This is a genomic window from Peteryoungia aggregata LMG 23059 (assembly GCF_030814435.1).
In the GTDB taxonomy this organism is placed as follows: Bacteria; Pseudomonadota; Alphaproteobacteria; order Rhizobiales; family Rhizobiaceae; genus Allorhizobium; species Allorhizobium aggregatum.
The window spans coordinates 1-14380 of record NZ_JAUSUW010000013.1 but is presented as its reverse complement, the minus strand read 5'-3'; the positions used below and the strand labels follow the sequence as shown (position 1 = coordinate 14380).

General features: G+C 61.5%; 15 protein-coding genes. 3 read left to right on the top strand and 12 right to left on the bottom strand.

What is annotated here, in order from left to right:
• Position 1: 1 nt before the first annotated feature.
• The 7 genes from J2045_RS18855 to J2045_RS18825 are packed head-to-tail and all read right to left on the bottom strand — an operon-like array spanning position 2 to position 7161.
• Positions 2-1381: an FGGY-family carbohydrate kinase gene (locus tag J2045_RS18855; protein ID WP_307375732.1), complete on the bottom strand. Its 1380-nt coding sequence runs from the start codon at positions 1379-1381 to the stop codon at positions 2-4.
• Positions 1378-1701, bottom strand: coding sequence for an L-rhamnose mutarotase (gene rhaM / locus J2045_RS18850; protein ID WP_307375729.1), 324 nt, complete (start codon positions 1699-1701; stop codon positions 1378-1380). The genes J2045_RS18855 and rhaM overlap by 4 nt, the downstream gene beginning before the upstream one ends.
• The gene (locus J2045_RS18845) at positions 1698-2708 is read right to left on the bottom strand and encodes an ABC transporter permease (protein ID WP_307375726.1); all 1011 of its coding nucleotides are present in this window, start codon (positions 2706-2708) and stop codon (positions 1698-1700) included. Before J2045_RS18845 ends, rhaM begins: the two co-directional genes overlap by 4 nt.
• On the bottom strand, positions 2705-3697 hold the full coding sequence (locus tag J2045_RS18840) for an ABC transporter permease (protein ID WP_307375724.1): 993 nt from the start codon (positions 3695-3697) through the stop codon (positions 2705-2707). The genes J2045_RS18845 and J2045_RS18840 overlap by 4 nt, the downstream gene beginning before the upstream one ends.
• 9 nt (positions 3698-3706) lie before the next feature.
• The gene (locus J2045_RS18835; RefSeq protein WP_307375722.1) at positions 3707-5242 is read right to left on the bottom strand and encodes a sugar ABC transporter ATP-binding protein; all 1536 of its coding nucleotides are present in this window, start codon (positions 5240-5242) and stop codon (positions 3707-3709) included.
• Between the two features lie 59 nt (positions 5243-5301).
• Positions 5302-6297 carry a rhamnose ABC transporter substrate-binding protein gene (gene rhaS / locus J2045_RS18830; RefSeq protein WP_307375718.1) on the bottom strand — a complete coding sequence of 332 codons (996 nt, stop codon included), beginning with the start codon at positions 6295-6297 and terminating at the stop codon, positions 5302-5304.
• Between the two features lie 51 nt (positions 6298-6348).
• Positions 6349-7161, bottom strand: coding sequence for a DeoR/GlpR family DNA-binding transcription regulator (locus J2045_RS18825; RefSeq protein WP_307375715.1), 813 nt, complete (start codon positions 7159-7161; stop codon positions 6349-6351).
• Between the two features lie 201 nt (positions 7162-7362).
• On the opposite strand from J2045_RS18825, the gene J2045_RS18820 reads away from it, so the two are divergent.
• Complete coding sequence (locus tag J2045_RS18820; protein WP_307375713.1) at positions 7363-9459, top strand: bifunctional rhamnulose-1-phosphate aldolase/short-chain dehydrogenase; 2097 nt, start codon at positions 7363-7365, stop codon at positions 9457-9459.
• 39 nt (positions 9460-9498) lie between these two features.
• Here the strand turns inward: J2045_RS18820 and J2045_RS18815 are convergent, their stop codons facing one another.
• Complete coding sequence (locus tag J2045_RS18815) at positions 9499-9657, bottom strand: YqaE/Pmp3 family membrane protein (protein ID WP_006728180.1); 159 nt, start codon at positions 9655-9657, stop codon at positions 9499-9501.
• Positions 9658-9733: 76 nt separating this feature from the next.
• Here J2045_RS18815 and rhaI point away from each other — a divergent pair, with 76 nt between their 5' ends.
• Positions 9734-11026 carry an L-rhamnose catabolism isomerase gene (gene rhaI, locus J2045_RS18810; protein ID WP_307375708.1) on the top strand — a complete coding sequence of 431 codons (1293 nt, stop codon included), beginning with the start codon at positions 9734-9736 and terminating at the stop codon, positions 11024-11026.
• An 87-nt stretch (positions 11027-11113) separates the two neighbouring features.
• Here rhaI and J2045_RS18805 read toward each other — a convergent pair whose 3' ends face one another.
• From J2045_RS18805 to J2045_RS18790, 4 genes are read right to left on the bottom strand one after another with little or no spacing between them, the layout of a single operon-like run.
• Complete coding sequence (locus J2045_RS18805; protein ID WP_112248023.1) at positions 11114-11833, bottom strand: Bax inhibitor-1/YccA family protein; 720 nt, start codon at positions 11831-11833, stop codon at positions 11114-11116.
• Between the two features lie 20 nt (positions 11834-11853).
• On the bottom strand, positions 11854-12627 hold the full coding sequence (locus tag J2045_RS18800) for an anti-sigma factor family protein (RefSeq protein WP_307375704.1): 774 nt from the start codon (positions 12625-12627) through the stop codon (positions 11854-11856).
• Entirely contained in the window at positions 12614-13159 is a 546-nt protein-coding gene (locus tag J2045_RS18795; RefSeq protein ID WP_307375702.1) for a sigma-70 family RNA polymerase sigma factor, read from the bottom strand. The genes J2045_RS18800 and J2045_RS18795 overlap by 14 nt, the downstream gene beginning before the upstream one ends.
• Positions 13160-13213: 54 nt before the next feature.
• A complete protein-coding gene (locus tag J2045_RS18790) occupies positions 13214-13852 on the bottom strand; it encodes an exopolysaccharide biosynthesis protein (RefSeq protein WP_307375701.1) in 639 nt (212 codons plus the stop codon).
• Positions 13853-14063: 211 nt separating this feature from the next.
• Between J2045_RS18790 and J2045_RS18785 the strand changes: the two genes are divergently transcribed.
• Complete coding sequence (locus J2045_RS18785; RefSeq protein WP_307375699.1) at positions 14064-14243, top strand: hypothetical protein; 180 nt, start codon at positions 14064-14066, stop codon at positions 14241-14243.
• Positions 14244-14380: the final 137 nt, after the last annotated feature.

Below are 14380 nucleotides of genomic sequence, written 5' to 3'. Positions count from 1 at the left end.
TTTACCGTACCATCGTTCTTTGCAGCCATTCGGCGGCGTAATCTGCCAGAACCTGCATCGGCTTTGCGGGCGACACCTGGCGCAACTTTGCTGGCGCGGTGATGCCAGTGAGCAAGGCGGCACCAATGGCGGTACCGGTCGTGGTTTCCGAGGCGTGGACGGGGGTGCCCATGAGGCCCTGCAAGGCTTCAAGGTAGACCTTGTTGCGTGCGAAGGGCCCCTCGACGATGATCGGTCCCTGGGCGCGGATCAGGTCGAGACAAGTCTTGGTCATGAGTGCTTCGTAGAGGCTCGCGGTTGCGCGACGCTCGGCCGGTCCATGCGGTTCATTGTGCCAACACCAACGCGCATTCGGGAAAGGGCCACTTCCGTCGACGGCGCTTGGCAGGATCATGGCTCTTGAGGCGAGCACGGTCGGCACGGCAGTCTGTTCCTCCTCCGGCTTGACGGGCGGGATGTCACGGGTGAGCAAATCCCATTCCCGGCCGCCCATGAAACGGGCCGAGGGGACGGGCGCTCCGTTGGCATCGACGTTGACAAGCGTATCGCGTGACGGATCGAGCCCTGCCGGCTGAGCGCCGACACCGAAACTGATAACCCATGTGCCGGTCGACACGACCGTGCAGGGGCTGCCGAAGCCGACGAGATGCGGCAGCAGCGAGGCGTTGGAATCGTGGATGCCGCAGTATACGGGAACGGATGATGGCAGGCCGAGCGATCCGGCAATGTCCGGTCTGATCGGTCCGAGGGCATCGAAGGCGGAGCGCAGGGGCGCCATCCGCTCGCGGATTCCCAGCCTGTCGACAAGATCCGAATATCGTCCTTCGAAGGGGAGCCAGAGATCGGTGTGGCAGCCGAGTGACGAGCGTTCGTTGGCCGCGATGCCTGTCAGCCGGTAGGCCCAGTATTGCGGATAGGTGAGGATCGTCCTTACCCCGGCGAATAACTCCGGGAAGACGCTCTTCTGGAAATGCAGTTGCGCGCCAAGATTAAGCCCCCCCGTCAGTCCAGGCGAGAAGGTGCGGGAGAAATCGGGTCTGAGACTGCGATAGGCCTCGATGATGGATTCGGGATAGGTGTACTCGTAGTCGAGCAGCGGAAGCGCCAGGTTGCCCTTCTCATCAAGCAGGGCCGCCGATGCGCCGTGGGTGGTGATCGACACGGCATCGACGCCCGGTTTCGCCGCAAATTCCGCAAGCGCGTCCAGGATGAAGGCCCAGAGTGCCTCAGCATCGAAATGCGGATAGGGCGGCCCCGGTAGGACGGTGTTTGCGGTCCTGCGGACGGCGAGCTCGGTGCCCGTCGCCGCATCCACCACGACGACCTTTGCATTGGTTTTGCCAATGTCGATGACCGCTATGCGTTCGAAGGACTGGCTCATGGCATATGAAAGACGGGCTTCAGGTCGACCGCCCAGGGGGAGTTGTCAGGATTGGTGGCCATGATGTCGGCCATGTGGCCCCACCAGCGCTTCATCACCGGGTGAGACGGAAGGTCCGCCATGCCGTGGCTCAGGGTACGGGTCAGGACACCGATCAGCAGGTTGGTCTCTGGGTCGAGATGGATCGTGTAGTCGCTGATGCCGGCATCGTGCAGGAGGTCGACCAGTTCAGGCCAGATCTCGTCATGGCGCTTTTTGTACTCCGCCTCCATGCCGGGATTGAGCTTCATCTTGAAGACGTGGCGTTCGGTCTCGCTCATCCGGCGTTCCTCGCATGCTTGATACGCCGCGCGATGATCGGCAGGGCAATGGTGATGATCAAGAGCAGGCCGATGAAGATCGACATGACGATGCCCGGCACGTTGAGAAGGCCAAGGCCGAAGGTGACGAGGCCCATGACGAAGGCGGCGATGACGACACCGGCGATGGTGCCCGAACCGCCGAGGATGGAGACGCCGCCGAGCACGACCATGGTGACGACTTCAAGCTCCCAGCCTTGAGCGATCGAGGGGCGGGTCGAGCCGAGGCGCGAAGTGAGGCAGACGGCGGCGATGCCGCTCATCAGGCCGGTCAGCAGGAATAGGATGAACTTCACGCGCTCGACCGGGATGCCGGAGAAGCGGGCCGCCAGCGGGTTGTTGCCGATGACATAGACATGTCGGCCGAAATTCGTCCGGTGCAGGAGGATGGCGAAGAGCAGTGCCATGACCAGGAAGAGCACGAATTCGAAGGAGATGACCCAGAAGACGTAACCCTGGCCGAAGAAGGCAAATTCCGGCGGATATTTGCCGAAGGCCTGATCGCCGAGAACCAGATAGGAGATGCCGCGGAAAAGGCTCATCGTGCCGATGGTCACGACGATCGAGGGCAGCTTGAGGCCGGCGACGAGCAGGCCGTTGAAGGCGCCACAGGCAAGGCCGGTGGTGATCCCGATCGCGACCAGACCGGGTGCCCCGACGCCCAGCTGTGCGGCATAGCCCATGGCGGTCGAAGCGAGCGCGATGATCGCGGCAACCGAGAGGTCGATCTCGCCAGCGATGATCAGCAGCGCCATGGCAAAGGCGATCAGCGCCTTTTCCGTGAAATTGAAGGTGGCGTCCGACAGGTTCCAGGCGTTCAGGAAATAAGGTGAGGCAAACGAATTGGCGATGAAGATCAGGATCGCCACGCAGAAGAGCAGAACCTCCCAGCTGCCAAGCAATCGGCGGAACGGCGTTTCGAGACGGTCTGGGATGACGCGCTTTGTCTGTTCGGCTGCAGTGCTCATGCGGTCACCTCCTTTCCGGCTGCGCGGTCGCGCAGGATGATACGGCCCTTCTTTCGTTCGGCGCGGGCGTTGAAGACGACAGCGAGCACGATGACGATGCCGGAGATTGCCATCTGGGCGAAGGGCGAAATGCCGATGACGGGGAGCGCATTCTTGATGACCCCCAGGAAGAGCGCGCCCAAGACCGTGCCGATCACGGTGCCGATGCCACCTGCAATCGAGATGCCGCCGATGACGCAGGCCGCGACACTGTCGAGCTCGAAGCCGGCGGCGATATCGACATAGGCGACCGCATAACGCGAAACCCAGAGGTAACCGGAGAGGCCGGCCAGCGCGCCTGAAAGCACGAAAGCCAGGAAGCGGGCCCGGCCGACATCAATGCCGGCATAGATGGCTGCGACCGGATTGCCGCCGGCGGCATAGGCCGAGCGACCGAAGGCGGTGCGGGCGAGAATGAAGCCGATCAGCAGGATGACCGCGACCGCGACCCAGGAGAGGATCGGCAGCCCCAGCACCGGCAGGCGCGGCACGCCGAGAAAGTCCGGCTGCATCTGATGGGCATTCACCCAGGCGCCGCCCGAGAGCACGAAGCTCATGCCGCGATAGATTGTGAGCGTGCCGAGCGTGACGACGATCGGCGGGATCTGCAGGGCCCAGACGAGGAAGCCGTTGATTGCGCCGAGGGCTGCACCAATGCCGACCGCGATGAGAACGAGCAGTGCGAGTGGCAGGCCGGGATAGGCGCTGTCGAGCATGGCGACTGCCATGCCGGTAAAGGCGAGATTGGCGGCAACCGAGAGGTCGATCGACTTGGTCAGGATCACGACCATCTGGCCGAGTGCCAGGATGATCAGGATCGAGGTGTCGTTGAAGATCGTCACCAGGTTTTCAGGCGTGGCGAAATTGGGCGCGCGCGTGGTGAAGCTCATGATCATGCCGATGATGATCAGACCCAACAACATTTCCCGGTTTTTCAAAAGGTTCTGCATTGTCATTCCTCACGCATTGCCGGTGGCGGCGCGCACAAGCGTCTCTGCGGTCAGGCCTTCGCGCTCGAAAATACCGGCCTGCAGGCCCTCACGCATGACCATGACGCGATCCGACATGCCGAGGATTTCCGGCAGTTCCGACGAGATCATGATGATCGACAGGCCTTCGCCGGCGAGTTCCGAGATGAAAGCATGAACGGCAGCCTTCGAGCCGATGTCGATGCCCTTCGTCGGTTCATCGAGAATGATGACCTTGGGCGAGGTGGCGAGCCACTTGCCGATCACGACCTTCTGCTGATTGCCGCCCGAGAGCGTGCCGACCGGCACGGAGAGGGCGGCCGCACGCAGGTCGAGCCTCTCGGCGAAGCGCCGGGCGAGCTTGAGCTCATTGGTTGCCTTCAGGAAGCCGGCGACCGAGGTGCGGATCAGCGAGGGCAGGGAGATGTTCTGATAGATCGGCAGCTCGAGCGCCAGGCCATGGCGACCGCGCTCCTCGGGCACATAGACGATGCCGGCTGTGATCGCATCTGAAGTGTTGCGAATGGCAATCTCGCGACCTTCGAGTTCCAACCTGCCGGATTTGGGCCTGTTTATACCGAAGATCGACTGGCAGAGCTCGGAACGACCGGCACCGATCAGACCGTAGACGCCAAGGATCTCGCCCTTGCTGAGGGTAAAGCTGATGTCGCGGAATTCGGTTTCGTGGCTGTAGCCTACGACACTGAGGACCGGCGCGCCGATCACAGCCTCCGTTTTCGGGAAGACCTCGTGCACGTCGCGGCCGACCATCATCCGGACGATCTCGTCCTGCGGCGTGTCCTTGAGAACGCCGGAGCCGACCATGCGGCCATCGCGGAAGACGGCGTAGTTGTCGGCGATTTCATAGAGTTCGTCGAACTTGTGGCTGATGAAGAGGATGGCCTTGCCCTGGCGCTTCAGGCCCTCGACGATGCGGAAAAGATCGTCGATCTCCTTGCGAGACAAGGCGGCCGTCGGCTCGTCCATGATGACGATACGGGCATCGACGGAGAGTGCGCGGGCAATCGCGACGAGATGGCGCTGGGCGATCGAGAAGTCCTTGAGCTTGGTTGTCGGATCGATGTCGCTTTCCAGCGCCTTCATCAGGGCCCGGGAGCGATCGTTGATGGTGCGCCAGTCGATCAGCCCGAAGCGGGTACGCGGCGCGTGGCCGAGGAAGATGTTTTCGCCGACGGTCAGTTCGTCGAAGAGCACCGTCTCCTGGTGGATGGCGGTCACACCTGCGTCGATGGCGTCCTGCGCATTGGCGAAGGTGGTCGGCTTGCCGTCGATCAGGATCTCGCCCTCGTTCGGGCGATAGATGCCTGTGAGGATCTTGACCAGTGTCGACTTGCCGGCGCCGTTCTCGCCGATCAGCGCGGTTACCTTGCCCGGATAGAGGGCGATATCGACCCGATCCAGAGCCTTTACGCCCGGGAAGATCTGGGAAATGCCCCGCATTTCGAGAATGGACTCGCCAGCCGGGATCGCGCCCGCCGCGAGCTTGGCAGATTGAACGGTCATCATGTGCTTACCGAATGAGTGAAATCCCGGCGGCTTGAGCCGCCGGGTCTGGTCCGCCGAGATCAGAAGATCTTGGAGAATTCCTCGATGTTCGAGGCGTCGTATACGAAGGGATCGGCCATGGCGGCTTCGCCACCGTCACCAACCTTGATCTTGCCCATGCGGCCGGCTTCGATTTCCGAACCTGGAGCCGCATCTGTTTCGCCCTTGGCAAGACGATAGGCGATCTGGGTGGCGGAGTAGCCGAGGTCGATCGGGTTCCAGATGGCGAATTCCTTCGTGGCACCCGACTGGATGGCGCCCGCCATTTCGGACGGCAGGCCGAGGCCGGTGACGTAGACGTCGCCGATCTTGCCGGCATCCTTGACGGCCTGCGAGGCGGCGAGAACGCCGACCGTTGTCGGGGCGACGATGACCTTGACGTTCGGCTGCGAGGTCAGGAGGCCGTTCGCTTCGCGGTAGCTCTTGTCGGCAAGGTCGTCACCATAGACCGTGGTCACGAGGTTCAGGCCGGGGAAGTCCTTCAACTGTGCCTTCATTTCCTCGATCCAGATGTTCTGGTTGGTCGAGGTGGTGGTGGCGGACAGGATGGCGAAGTCACCCTTACCATCCGGCAGGTGGTTGGCGGCGAGCTGCAGGCACATCTTGCCGATCAGCGCGTTCGATGACGGGTTGAGGTGCATGATACGGCCTTCAGGCGCTACGCCTGAATCCCAGGAGATGACCTTGATGCCGCGTTCCATGGCCTTCTTCAGGGCCGGGACAACTGCGTCCGGGTCGTTTGCCGAAATCGCGATGGCGTCGACGCCCTGGGCGATCAGCGAGTTGATGACTTCGATCTGGCCTTCGGCCGTGGTCGAGGTCGGGCCGGTATAGATCACTTCCACGCCGCCCAGTTCCTTGGCTGCTTCCTGCGCGCCCTTGTTGGCAGCTTCAAAGAAGCCGATGCCGAGCGACTTGACCACGAGCGCGATCTTCATGTCGGCGGCCTGTGCGGCCGAGCCCATGGTTGCGAGTGCAATAGCTGCACCGGCCAGCAACATTTTTGTCAGTTTCATATTATCCTCCCAGGTTGATGAACTGCTTTACTCTCCCTCCCGGCGCCTCCTCTAGGCGACCGACGAGGTATCCTCCCTTGCCGCAGAAGCCATCGGCTTCACGGTCATGAGCCTTACGCCGGCGTCGGTGACCATATTGGCCGCCTCGTCGGAAATTCCGTCATCGGTGATGATCGTCGAGACCTTGTCGAGCGCACACAGGATCAGGCTGGAGCGCTTGGCGAACTTGCTGGAGTCCACCATGACAATCAGCTCTTCGGCCTGGCGCACCAGCTTCTGTTCGCTCTGGATGACGAGAGCATCCGATTCCATCACACCGAGTGCATTGATGCCCTGCGCGCCGATGAAGATGCGGCGGGCGTAGAAATTGCGGATCGCGTCGTTGTCGAAAGGCGACAGGATCAGGCTCTGGTCGCGGTAGATCGCGCCGCCTGGAACCGAAACCGTGCATTTCGAATGCTTCACCAGATGCTCGGCAATGGCGAAGGAATTGGTCATCACCTGCAGGCGGCGGGCCGACATGAAATGCACCATCTGGAAGGTGGTGGTGCCGCCATTGATGATGATCGAATCGCCTTCTTCGCAGAGATCGACGGCTGCGCGCGCAATTGCGCGTTTCTTATCGATGTTGACCGATTCGGAAACGCGGAAGGGGCGTGCTGCGAGATTGCCGAGCTGCGGTGGGTGGACTGCCTCGGCGCCACCACGGACGCGCCTCAGCTTTCCCTGCACATGAAGCGAGGCGATGTCGCGGCGGATCGTGGCTTCTGAAGCCTCGGTCAGCTCGGCAATGTCCTGCACCGTGATCACAGGCTTTTCCTGGATCGCGCTCAGAATAATGCGATGGCGTTCGCGTTCGTGCATGGGGTCCTCCTGACGCTGATTTATTCGTAATGTTTTTACGCTGTCAATCAGAAACGATCAAAAATAATTATATTGCATCGCACAATGAAAAGAAATGATCGAAACTGATTGACAATCGCGGGATGGCTGCGCGATACCTGCGAACAAGAAGGAGATGAGCCGTCGCTGACTGCTCATGAAAATCAATGCAGGGAGGATGTCATGACGGGCCAAACCCGCCTTCTCGAAAACCGTTGGGATGATGCCCAGGCGGCCAAGCTGGATGAGCCCGGCAAGCTTCTTTACCGTTCCAATCTTTTAGGTGCCGACAAGCGCATCACCAATTACGGCGGCGGCAACACCTCTGCCAAGGTGATGGAAATCGATCCGCTGACGGGGCAGACGGTCAAGGTTCTCTGGGTCAAGGGCTCGGGCGGCGACGTCGGAACGATCAAGCTCGACGGTTTTGCGACGCTCTATCAGGAGAAGCTCGAAGCGCTGAAGGGCATCTATCAGGGTGTGCACGACGAAGACCGCATGGTCGGCTTCCTGCCGCATTGCACCTTCAACCTCAATCCGCGCGCGGCCTCGATCGATACGCCGCTGCATGGTTTCGTGCCGTTCACGCATGTCGATCATATGCATCCGGACGCGATCATCGCGATTGCGGCCTCGAAGAATTCGAAGGAATTGACCCAGAAAATCTTCGGCTCCGAGATCGGCTGGCTGCCCTGGCGGCGTCCCGGCTTCCAGCTGGGTCTCGACCTCGAAGCCTTTGTGAAGGCCAATCCGACCGCCAAGGGCGTGGTGCTCGAAAGCCATGGCCTGTTCACCTGGGCGGATGACGCCAAGGATTGCTACCTGCTGACGCTTGAGATCATCAACAAGGCGATCGAGTGGTTTGCCAAGGAGACCGAGGGCAAGACGATCTTCGGTGGTGCGGTATCGAAGAGCCTGCCGGCAGAGGAACGCCGCGCGATTGCCGCGCGCCTGATGCCGGAGATCCGCGGACGGATCGGCAAGGGCGAGCGCAAGCTCGGCCATTTCGACGACCATGGTGCCGTGCTTGAATTTGTCAATTCCAGCCATCTGCAGCCGCTTGGCGCGCTCGGGACGTCCTGCCCGGACCATTTCCTGCGCACGAAGATCCGGCCGCTGATCGTCGATTTCGATCCGGCAAAGCCTGATGTCGATGCGGTTCTTGCCGGCCTCGACAAGGCGCTCGAAGCCTATCGCGCCGACTACACGCGCTACTACGTGACCTGCAAACACGAAAATTCGCCTGCCATCCGCGATCCGAACCCGGTGATCTTCCTGGTTCCCGGCGTTGGCATGCTGTCCTTTGCCAAGGACAAGGCGACGGCCCGCATTGCCGGTGAGTTCTACGTCAATGCGATCAACGTCATGCGTGGCGCTTCGACGGTCTCCGAATATCAGGGTCTGCCGGAGCAGGAAGCTTTCGACATCGAATACTGGCTGCTCGAAGAGGCAAAGCTGCAGCGCATGCCGAAGCCGAAAAGCCTGGCCGGCCGCGTTGCCTTCGTCACCGGCGGCGCCGGCGGCATCGGCCGGGCGACCGCCGACCGGCTGATGGCGGAAGGGGCCTGCGTGGTGCTGGCCGATATTGACGCGGCGGCACTGGAGCAGACGGTCGCCGACTTCTCGAAGAGACATGGCGCGGATGTGGTCCGCTCCGTTCAGCTCGACGTGACGCGTGAAGATGCGGTTATCCGTTCCTTCGCCGAAGCCTGTGTGGAATTCGGTGGCGTCGATATCCTCGTGTCGAATGCCGGGATCGCCTCGTCTGCACCGGTCGAAGACACGACGCTTGCGATGTGGGACAAGAATATCAGCATCCTGGCAACCGGCTATTTCCTGGTTTCGCGCGAGGCCTTCCGTCTGTTCCGGCGTCAGAAGCTCGGCGGCAACATCGTCTTCGTTGCCTCGAAGAACGGGCTTGCTTCCTCGCCGAATGCGTCCGCTTATTGCACGGCAAAGGCTGCCGAGATCCATCTCGCCCGCTGCCTGGCGCTCGAAGGGGCAGATGCTGGCATCCGGGTGAACACGGTCAATCCGGACGCGGTTCTTCGCGGTTCGAAGATCTGGAACGGTGAGTGGCGCGAGCAGCGGGCAGCCTCCTCGAAGATCGAAGTCACCGATCTCGAGGAGCACTACCGTAACCGCTCGATGCTGAAGCTCAATGTCTTCCCGGAGGACATCGCCGAGGCGATCTACTTCCTGGCATCGGACCTTTCCGCGAAATCGACCGGCAACATCATCAATGTCGATGCCGGCAACGCGCAGAGCTTTACACGCTGATCTCCCGAGGCGCTCGCGGCGCAAATGCCGCGGGACCGCTCACTTGCGGATGATCACCCAGATGGCGTGAATGATGCCGGGGATATAGCCGAACAGCGTCAGCAGAATGTTCAGCCAGAAATGCAGGCCGATTCCGACCTGAAGGAAAACGCCGAGTGGCGGCAGGAGAATGGCAAGCAGAATGCGAAGAACGTCCATAGTGGCTCCGTCTATTGTTCGAGATTGCAGATAAACGCGCTTCGATGACAATCGTTCGCGCGAGGTGGAGGAAAGAATGAGCGAAATCCGAATTACCGCCGATATCGTCGCGGCGGAAAACGACAGGCGCGAGGCGGCTCTTCGCAGCGACTATCAGGCGCTGGGTGAGAAGCTCGCGCGTAGCTCCATCGATATTGAGGCGGTGACCGCCAAGGTCGCGGAATTCTTCGTGGCCGTTCCCTCCTGGGGTGTCGGGACCGGGGGCACACGTTTCGCCCGCTTTCCCGGGTTGGGCGAGCCGCGCCACATCTTCGACAAGCTCGACGATTGCGGCGTCATCCAGCAATTGACCCGGGCGACGCCGACGGTCTCGCTGCATATCCCCTGGGACAAGGCTGATCCGAAGGAGCTGAAGGCCAAGGCGGATGCGCTGGGCCTCGGCTTTGATGCGATGAACTCGAACACCTTCTCGGATGGCGCCGATCAGGCGCATTCCTACAAATACGGTTCGCTCAGCCATGTGGACGCAGCGACCCGCCGTCAGGCGGTCGAGCATAATATCGAATGCATCGAACTCGGTGCCGCACTCGGCTCCAAGGCGTTGACCGTCTGGATCGGCGATGGGTCCAATTTCCCCGGCCAGAGCAATTTCACCCGCCAGTTCGAGCGTTATCTCGATGGGATGCGCGACATCTACAAGGCGCTGCCGGATGACTGGCGGCTGTTCTCCGAGCACAAGATGTACGAGCCGGCCTTCTATTCCACCGTCGTGCAGGATTGGGGCACGAACTATCTCATCGCCCAGACGCTCGGCGAGAAAGCCTATTGCCTCGTCGACCTCGGGCATCATGGCCCGAACACGAACATCGAGATGATCGTTGCGCGCCTGATCCAGTTCGGCAAGCTCGGCGGCTTCCACTTCAATGACTCGAAATATGGTGATGACGATCTGGATGCCGGATCGGTCGAACCCTACCGGCTGTTCCTCGTGTTCAACGAACTTGTTGATGCCGAGCATCGGGGTGTGAAGGGCTTTCATCCGGCACATATGATCGACCAGAGCCATAATGTGACGGATCCGATCGAAAGCCTGATTTCGAGTGCCAACGAAATCCGGCGGGCCTATGCCCAGGCTCTGCTCGTCGATCGTGCGGCTCTCGAAGGGTACCAGAGCGGCAATGACGCGCTGATGGCGACGGAAACACTGAAGCGTGCCTATCGCACCGATGTCGAGCCGATCCTTGCTGAAGCGCGGCGCCGGGCAGGCGGCGCAATTGATCCGGTCGCGACCTATCGTGCGAGCGGCTACCGGGCCCGTGTTGCGGCCGAGCGTCCGGCGGTCAAGGGCGGCTCCGGCGGTATCGTCTGAACTGGATCTCGGTTTCATCTCGTGAAAACGCCCGGGCCTTAACCCGGGCGTTTTCTTTTCAAAGCGTTCTCCCGACGCGTTTTTATCTTATTCTTCGCGCTGGCCGGTGAGGCTCAGCAGCAGCTGGAACAGGTTGACGAAGTTGAGGTAGAGCGACAAAGCGCCGAAGACGGCGAGCTTCTGCTGGCTCTCCTGGTCGACGTTCTCGGCATACTGTTCCTTGATGTTCTGGGTATCCCAGGCGGTCAGGCCGACGAAGACGACGACGCCGATCACCGAGATCGCGAACTGCAGGGCGCTCGAACCAAGGAAGATGTTGACGATCGAGGCGATGACGACACCGATCAGACCCATCATCAGGAACGAGCCGAACTTCGACAGGTCACGCTTCGTCGTGTAGCCGTAGAGGCTCATCGCGCCGAACATGGTTGCGGTGATGAAGAAAGTGCGGGCGATCGAGGTTCCGGTGAAGACCAGGAACACGGACGACAGCGACAGACCCATCACGGCTGCGAAGGCCCAGAAGGCCATCTGGGCAGTTGCGGCCGACATCGCGTGAATGCGGAACGAGAAGAAGAAGACGAAGGCGAGCGGCGCCAGCATCACGACCCACTTGAGCGGGGTCGAGAAGATCGGCACGTAGAGGGCCGGCGTCTGGCTGACCACGAAGGCGACGATGCCGGTGATGACCAAGCCGAGGCCCATGTAGTTGTAAACGCGCAGCATGTGCTTGCGCAGACCTTCGTCGAAAAGTGCTGCGGACTGGGCCTGAGCGCCGTAGCCGAAGCGGTTCTGGATAGGATCCATAGTCAATTACCTCCTTGGGATCAGTAAAGGGTACGGGCAAGCTTGCGGGCCTGTTCGGCCAGCTTGTCCGCATTTTCGGTTTCGGAGATCAGCGCGTAGGCAACCTCGCCGATCTGCCAGTAGGCGGCGTTGGTCTGGCCTTCCTGCTTCAGCAGCACCTGCTGAACAGAGAAATTGCCAGGCCGGACGGCGAAGAGGGACAGCCTCTCGCCGGATTGGGGCTCCACTTCGAGCTCGACGCTCGGGCCGTAGGTGGAGGGGAAAACCTGCGCGTCGCGCACGGACCATTCTGCCGGCATCGTGGGCAGCACGATCGCTGTCGCCGAACGGATCTCAGCCGGGTCGAAACGGCTCACTTCTGCCTGGGACGACATCTGCTCGCGCAGTTCTGCCGTCTGATGGGCGCGCATGGCTTCCTCGACGAATTGCGGCGGCGGGACCGAGGCCACCACTTCGCCGATGCTGCCGGGCGCGATCCAGCCATGAGCGATCCAGCCGGCACCGACGAGAAGAACGACCGCAGCTGCGCGGCGCATCACATCGACGGTGCGTGGGCGATTGAAGGCGCTTTCCAGCGCACGCGCCGCCTCGCGCGTATCCTGACGCACGACTGCCGGCATCCCCGCAAGCGCCAGCCGCAATTCGTCGCGCACCCGCAGATCGGCCATGACCTTGGCGGCAATCGCCGGGTTCTCCGACAGATAGGCCTCGACCTCGATGCGACGCCCGACATCCAGCTGGTCGTCGACATAGGCGTGCAGGTCGGCCTCGATCACGGGATCATTGCTGGTCATCGGGGTTTCCTCCAACGATTCTGAGGTGGGGCACGGCGCTTGCCTCCTCGCCGCCTTCCATCGCCCGAAGACGGGCGCGGGCGCGAGAGACGCGGGACATCAGCGTGCCGACAGGGATGTTCAGCACATCTGCGGCTTCCTGATAGGAGAGCTCTTCGATGGCCACGAGATGCAGTGCTTCGCGCTGGTCTTCCGGCAGAGACAGGAAGGCGTCACGCACCTGAGCGAGCCTGACAGAGTGCTCCTGGCCTGCAGGTGCGACGCTATCGGCCAATTCGAGCGCCGCATCATGACGCCTATTGACTGCGCGGTCGTGACGAAGGCGGTCTATATGGGTGTTGTGCACGATCGACATCAACCAGTTGCGGATGCTTGCGCCGCTCCGGAAAGTCGACTTGCGTTCCAGCGCACGGACCAGTGCGTCTTGAACGAGATCTTCCGCTTCATCAGCGTTTTTGACGAGCGAACGGGCGTAGCGTCGCAGGGCTGCGAGCTGGCCAATTACATTGAACGGGTTCGAGTTCGTCGTCATACCCCTGTATACGGAGCCCGAGGCAATCCTATTCCATCTGCCGCAAGATTTTTTTCAAGGGCCTACAATCGAGCCCAGCCCCCAGGCTGCGGCATAGACGAGACCGCCGGTCGCACCGAGCGCAACAACGCCCATGGCAACGCCGAGAATGGCGACGAGACCGTCCCGTTCCATGAGGCCGAGTGCGATCATCACCAGGGCTGCGACGGGAAGGAGATTGCCGAAGGGGATCGGAAGTGCAACTGCGATCGCGAGCAGAAGCACCGGCACGCCCAGGAACGCCTGGGCTCTCGGTCCTGCAAAATGGCGCATGCGGTTCTTGCGCAAGAGCGTTTCGACACGTGCGACCATGGGGGCGGTGTAGCGGACCATGAGGTCGATGGTGCCGCCTGAAACCTGGCGGCGACCGAGGAACTGCGGCAGCCATATGCGCCTGAAGCCGGCGATGATCTGCAGGGAGACAATGGCAAGGCAGCTGCCGAAGACAAAGCCGAACGGACCGGGGATCGGGGTCAGCGCCGGAAGGGACAGGATCAGGATCGCAAAGGCAATGCTGCTTCGGCCCATCGCGGACATCAACTCGTCGAGGCTGACGGATCCGGCTTCGGTGGCATGGGCTCTGAGCCTGGCAAGTCGTCGCGAGGCTACGCCGGTCTCTGCGGCCGGTTCGTCATTCGGCGTTGCGCTGTTCATTGATGTCGATCTCCTGTCACTGCGGAGATGTAGGAGCGCTTTCAGGCCACACAAGGCGGTCTTGTTGGTTTTGACCGCAAGGTCTGTCGTCAACCTGCCCGAGGGCAGGCCTGGTCGGCCCGTCTTGCTCTTCTTTCTGCAAGGCGTGTCGGGGAGGTGGAACTTTGAGGTCCGGCTGCAGGTTTCTCCGTCTCACACTCGGAGACGTTCCATGACCGAAGACATCGAAAAGGCGCGGAAGCGCCAGCCCAGCGGAGAAAAATCGACCGCAGAGACCATGCCTGCGGCGGGGCCGCACGACAAGCCGGAGCTTCAGGACCCGATGAAGACGCCGGGGACGGGGTCGCTGCCAGAGGTCGGCTCTGGCGGAACCGATGTCGGTCCGGATTGAGCATCCGGTTTCTACAAAGTCAAAGGCCGGCGAGAACGCCGGCCTCAGACCGCTGACAAACCCGCCGATTTTTCCTCGGCGGGTTTTCCAGTTTCTAAGGTGCGCGCTCAGGTGGTGTTTTGTTCGTAGATTTTCGT

Excerpts from the sequence above, each read along its gene's own strand:
- J2045_RS18815 (WP_006728180.1), bottom strand. The coding sequence starts at position 9,657 with ATGGACGTTCTTCGCATTCTGCTTGCCATTCTCCTGCCGCCACTCGGC.
- rhaI (WP_307375708.1), top strand. The coding sequence starts at position 9,734 with ATGAGCGAAATCCGAATTACCGCCGATATCGTCGCGGCGGAAAACGAC.
- J2045_RS18795 (WP_307375702.1), bottom strand. The coding sequence starts at position 13,159 with ATGACGACGAACTCGAACCCGTTCAATGTAATTGGCCAGCTCGCAGCC.
- rhaS (WP_307375718.1), bottom strand. The coding sequence starts at position 6,297 with ATGAAACTGACAAAAATGTTGCTGGCCGGTGCAGCTATTGCACTCGCA.
- J2045_RS18825 (WP_307375715.1), bottom strand. The coding sequence starts at position 7,161 with ATGCACGAACGCGAACGCCATCGCATTATTCTGAGCGCGATCCAGGAA.
- J2045_RS18790 (WP_307375701.1), bottom strand. The coding sequence starts at position 13,852 with ATGAACAGCGCAACGCCGAATGACGAACCGGCCGCAGAGACCGGCGTA.
- J2045_RS18820 (WP_307375713.1), top strand. The coding sequence starts at position 7,363 with ATGACGGGCCAAACCCGCCTTCTCGAAAACCGTTGGGATGATGCCCAG.
- J2045_RS18835 (WP_307375722.1), bottom strand. The coding sequence starts at position 5,242 with ATGATGACCGTTCAATCTGCCAAGCTCGCGGCGGGCGCGATCCCGGCT.
- J2045_RS18855 (WP_307375732.1), bottom strand. The coding sequence starts at position 1,381 with ATGAGCCAGTCCTTCGAACGCATAGCGGTCATCGACATTGGCAAAACC.
- J2045_RS18785 (WP_307375699.1), top strand. The coding sequence starts at position 14,064 with ATGACCGAAGACATCGAAAAGGCGCGGAAGCGCCAGCCCAGCGGAGAA.
- J2045_RS18840 (WP_307375724.1), bottom strand. The coding sequence starts at position 3,697 with ATGCAGAACCTTTTGAAAAACCGGGAAATGTTGTTGGGTCTGATCATC.
- J2045_RS18845 (WP_307375726.1), bottom strand. The coding sequence starts at position 2,708 with ATGAGCACTGCAGCCGAACAGACAAAGCGCGTCATCCCAGACCGTCTC.
- J2045_RS18805 (WP_112248023.1), bottom strand. The coding sequence starts at position 11,833 with ATGGATCCTATCCAGAACCGCTTCGGCTACGGCGCTCAGGCCCAGTCC.
- rhaM (WP_307375729.1), bottom strand. The coding sequence starts at position 1,701 with ATGAGCGAGACCGAACGCCACGTCTTCAAGATGAAGCTCAATCCCGGC.
- J2045_RS18800 (WP_307375704.1), bottom strand. The coding sequence starts at position 12,627 with ATGACCAGCAATGATCCCGTGATCGAGGCCGACCTGCACGCCTATGTC.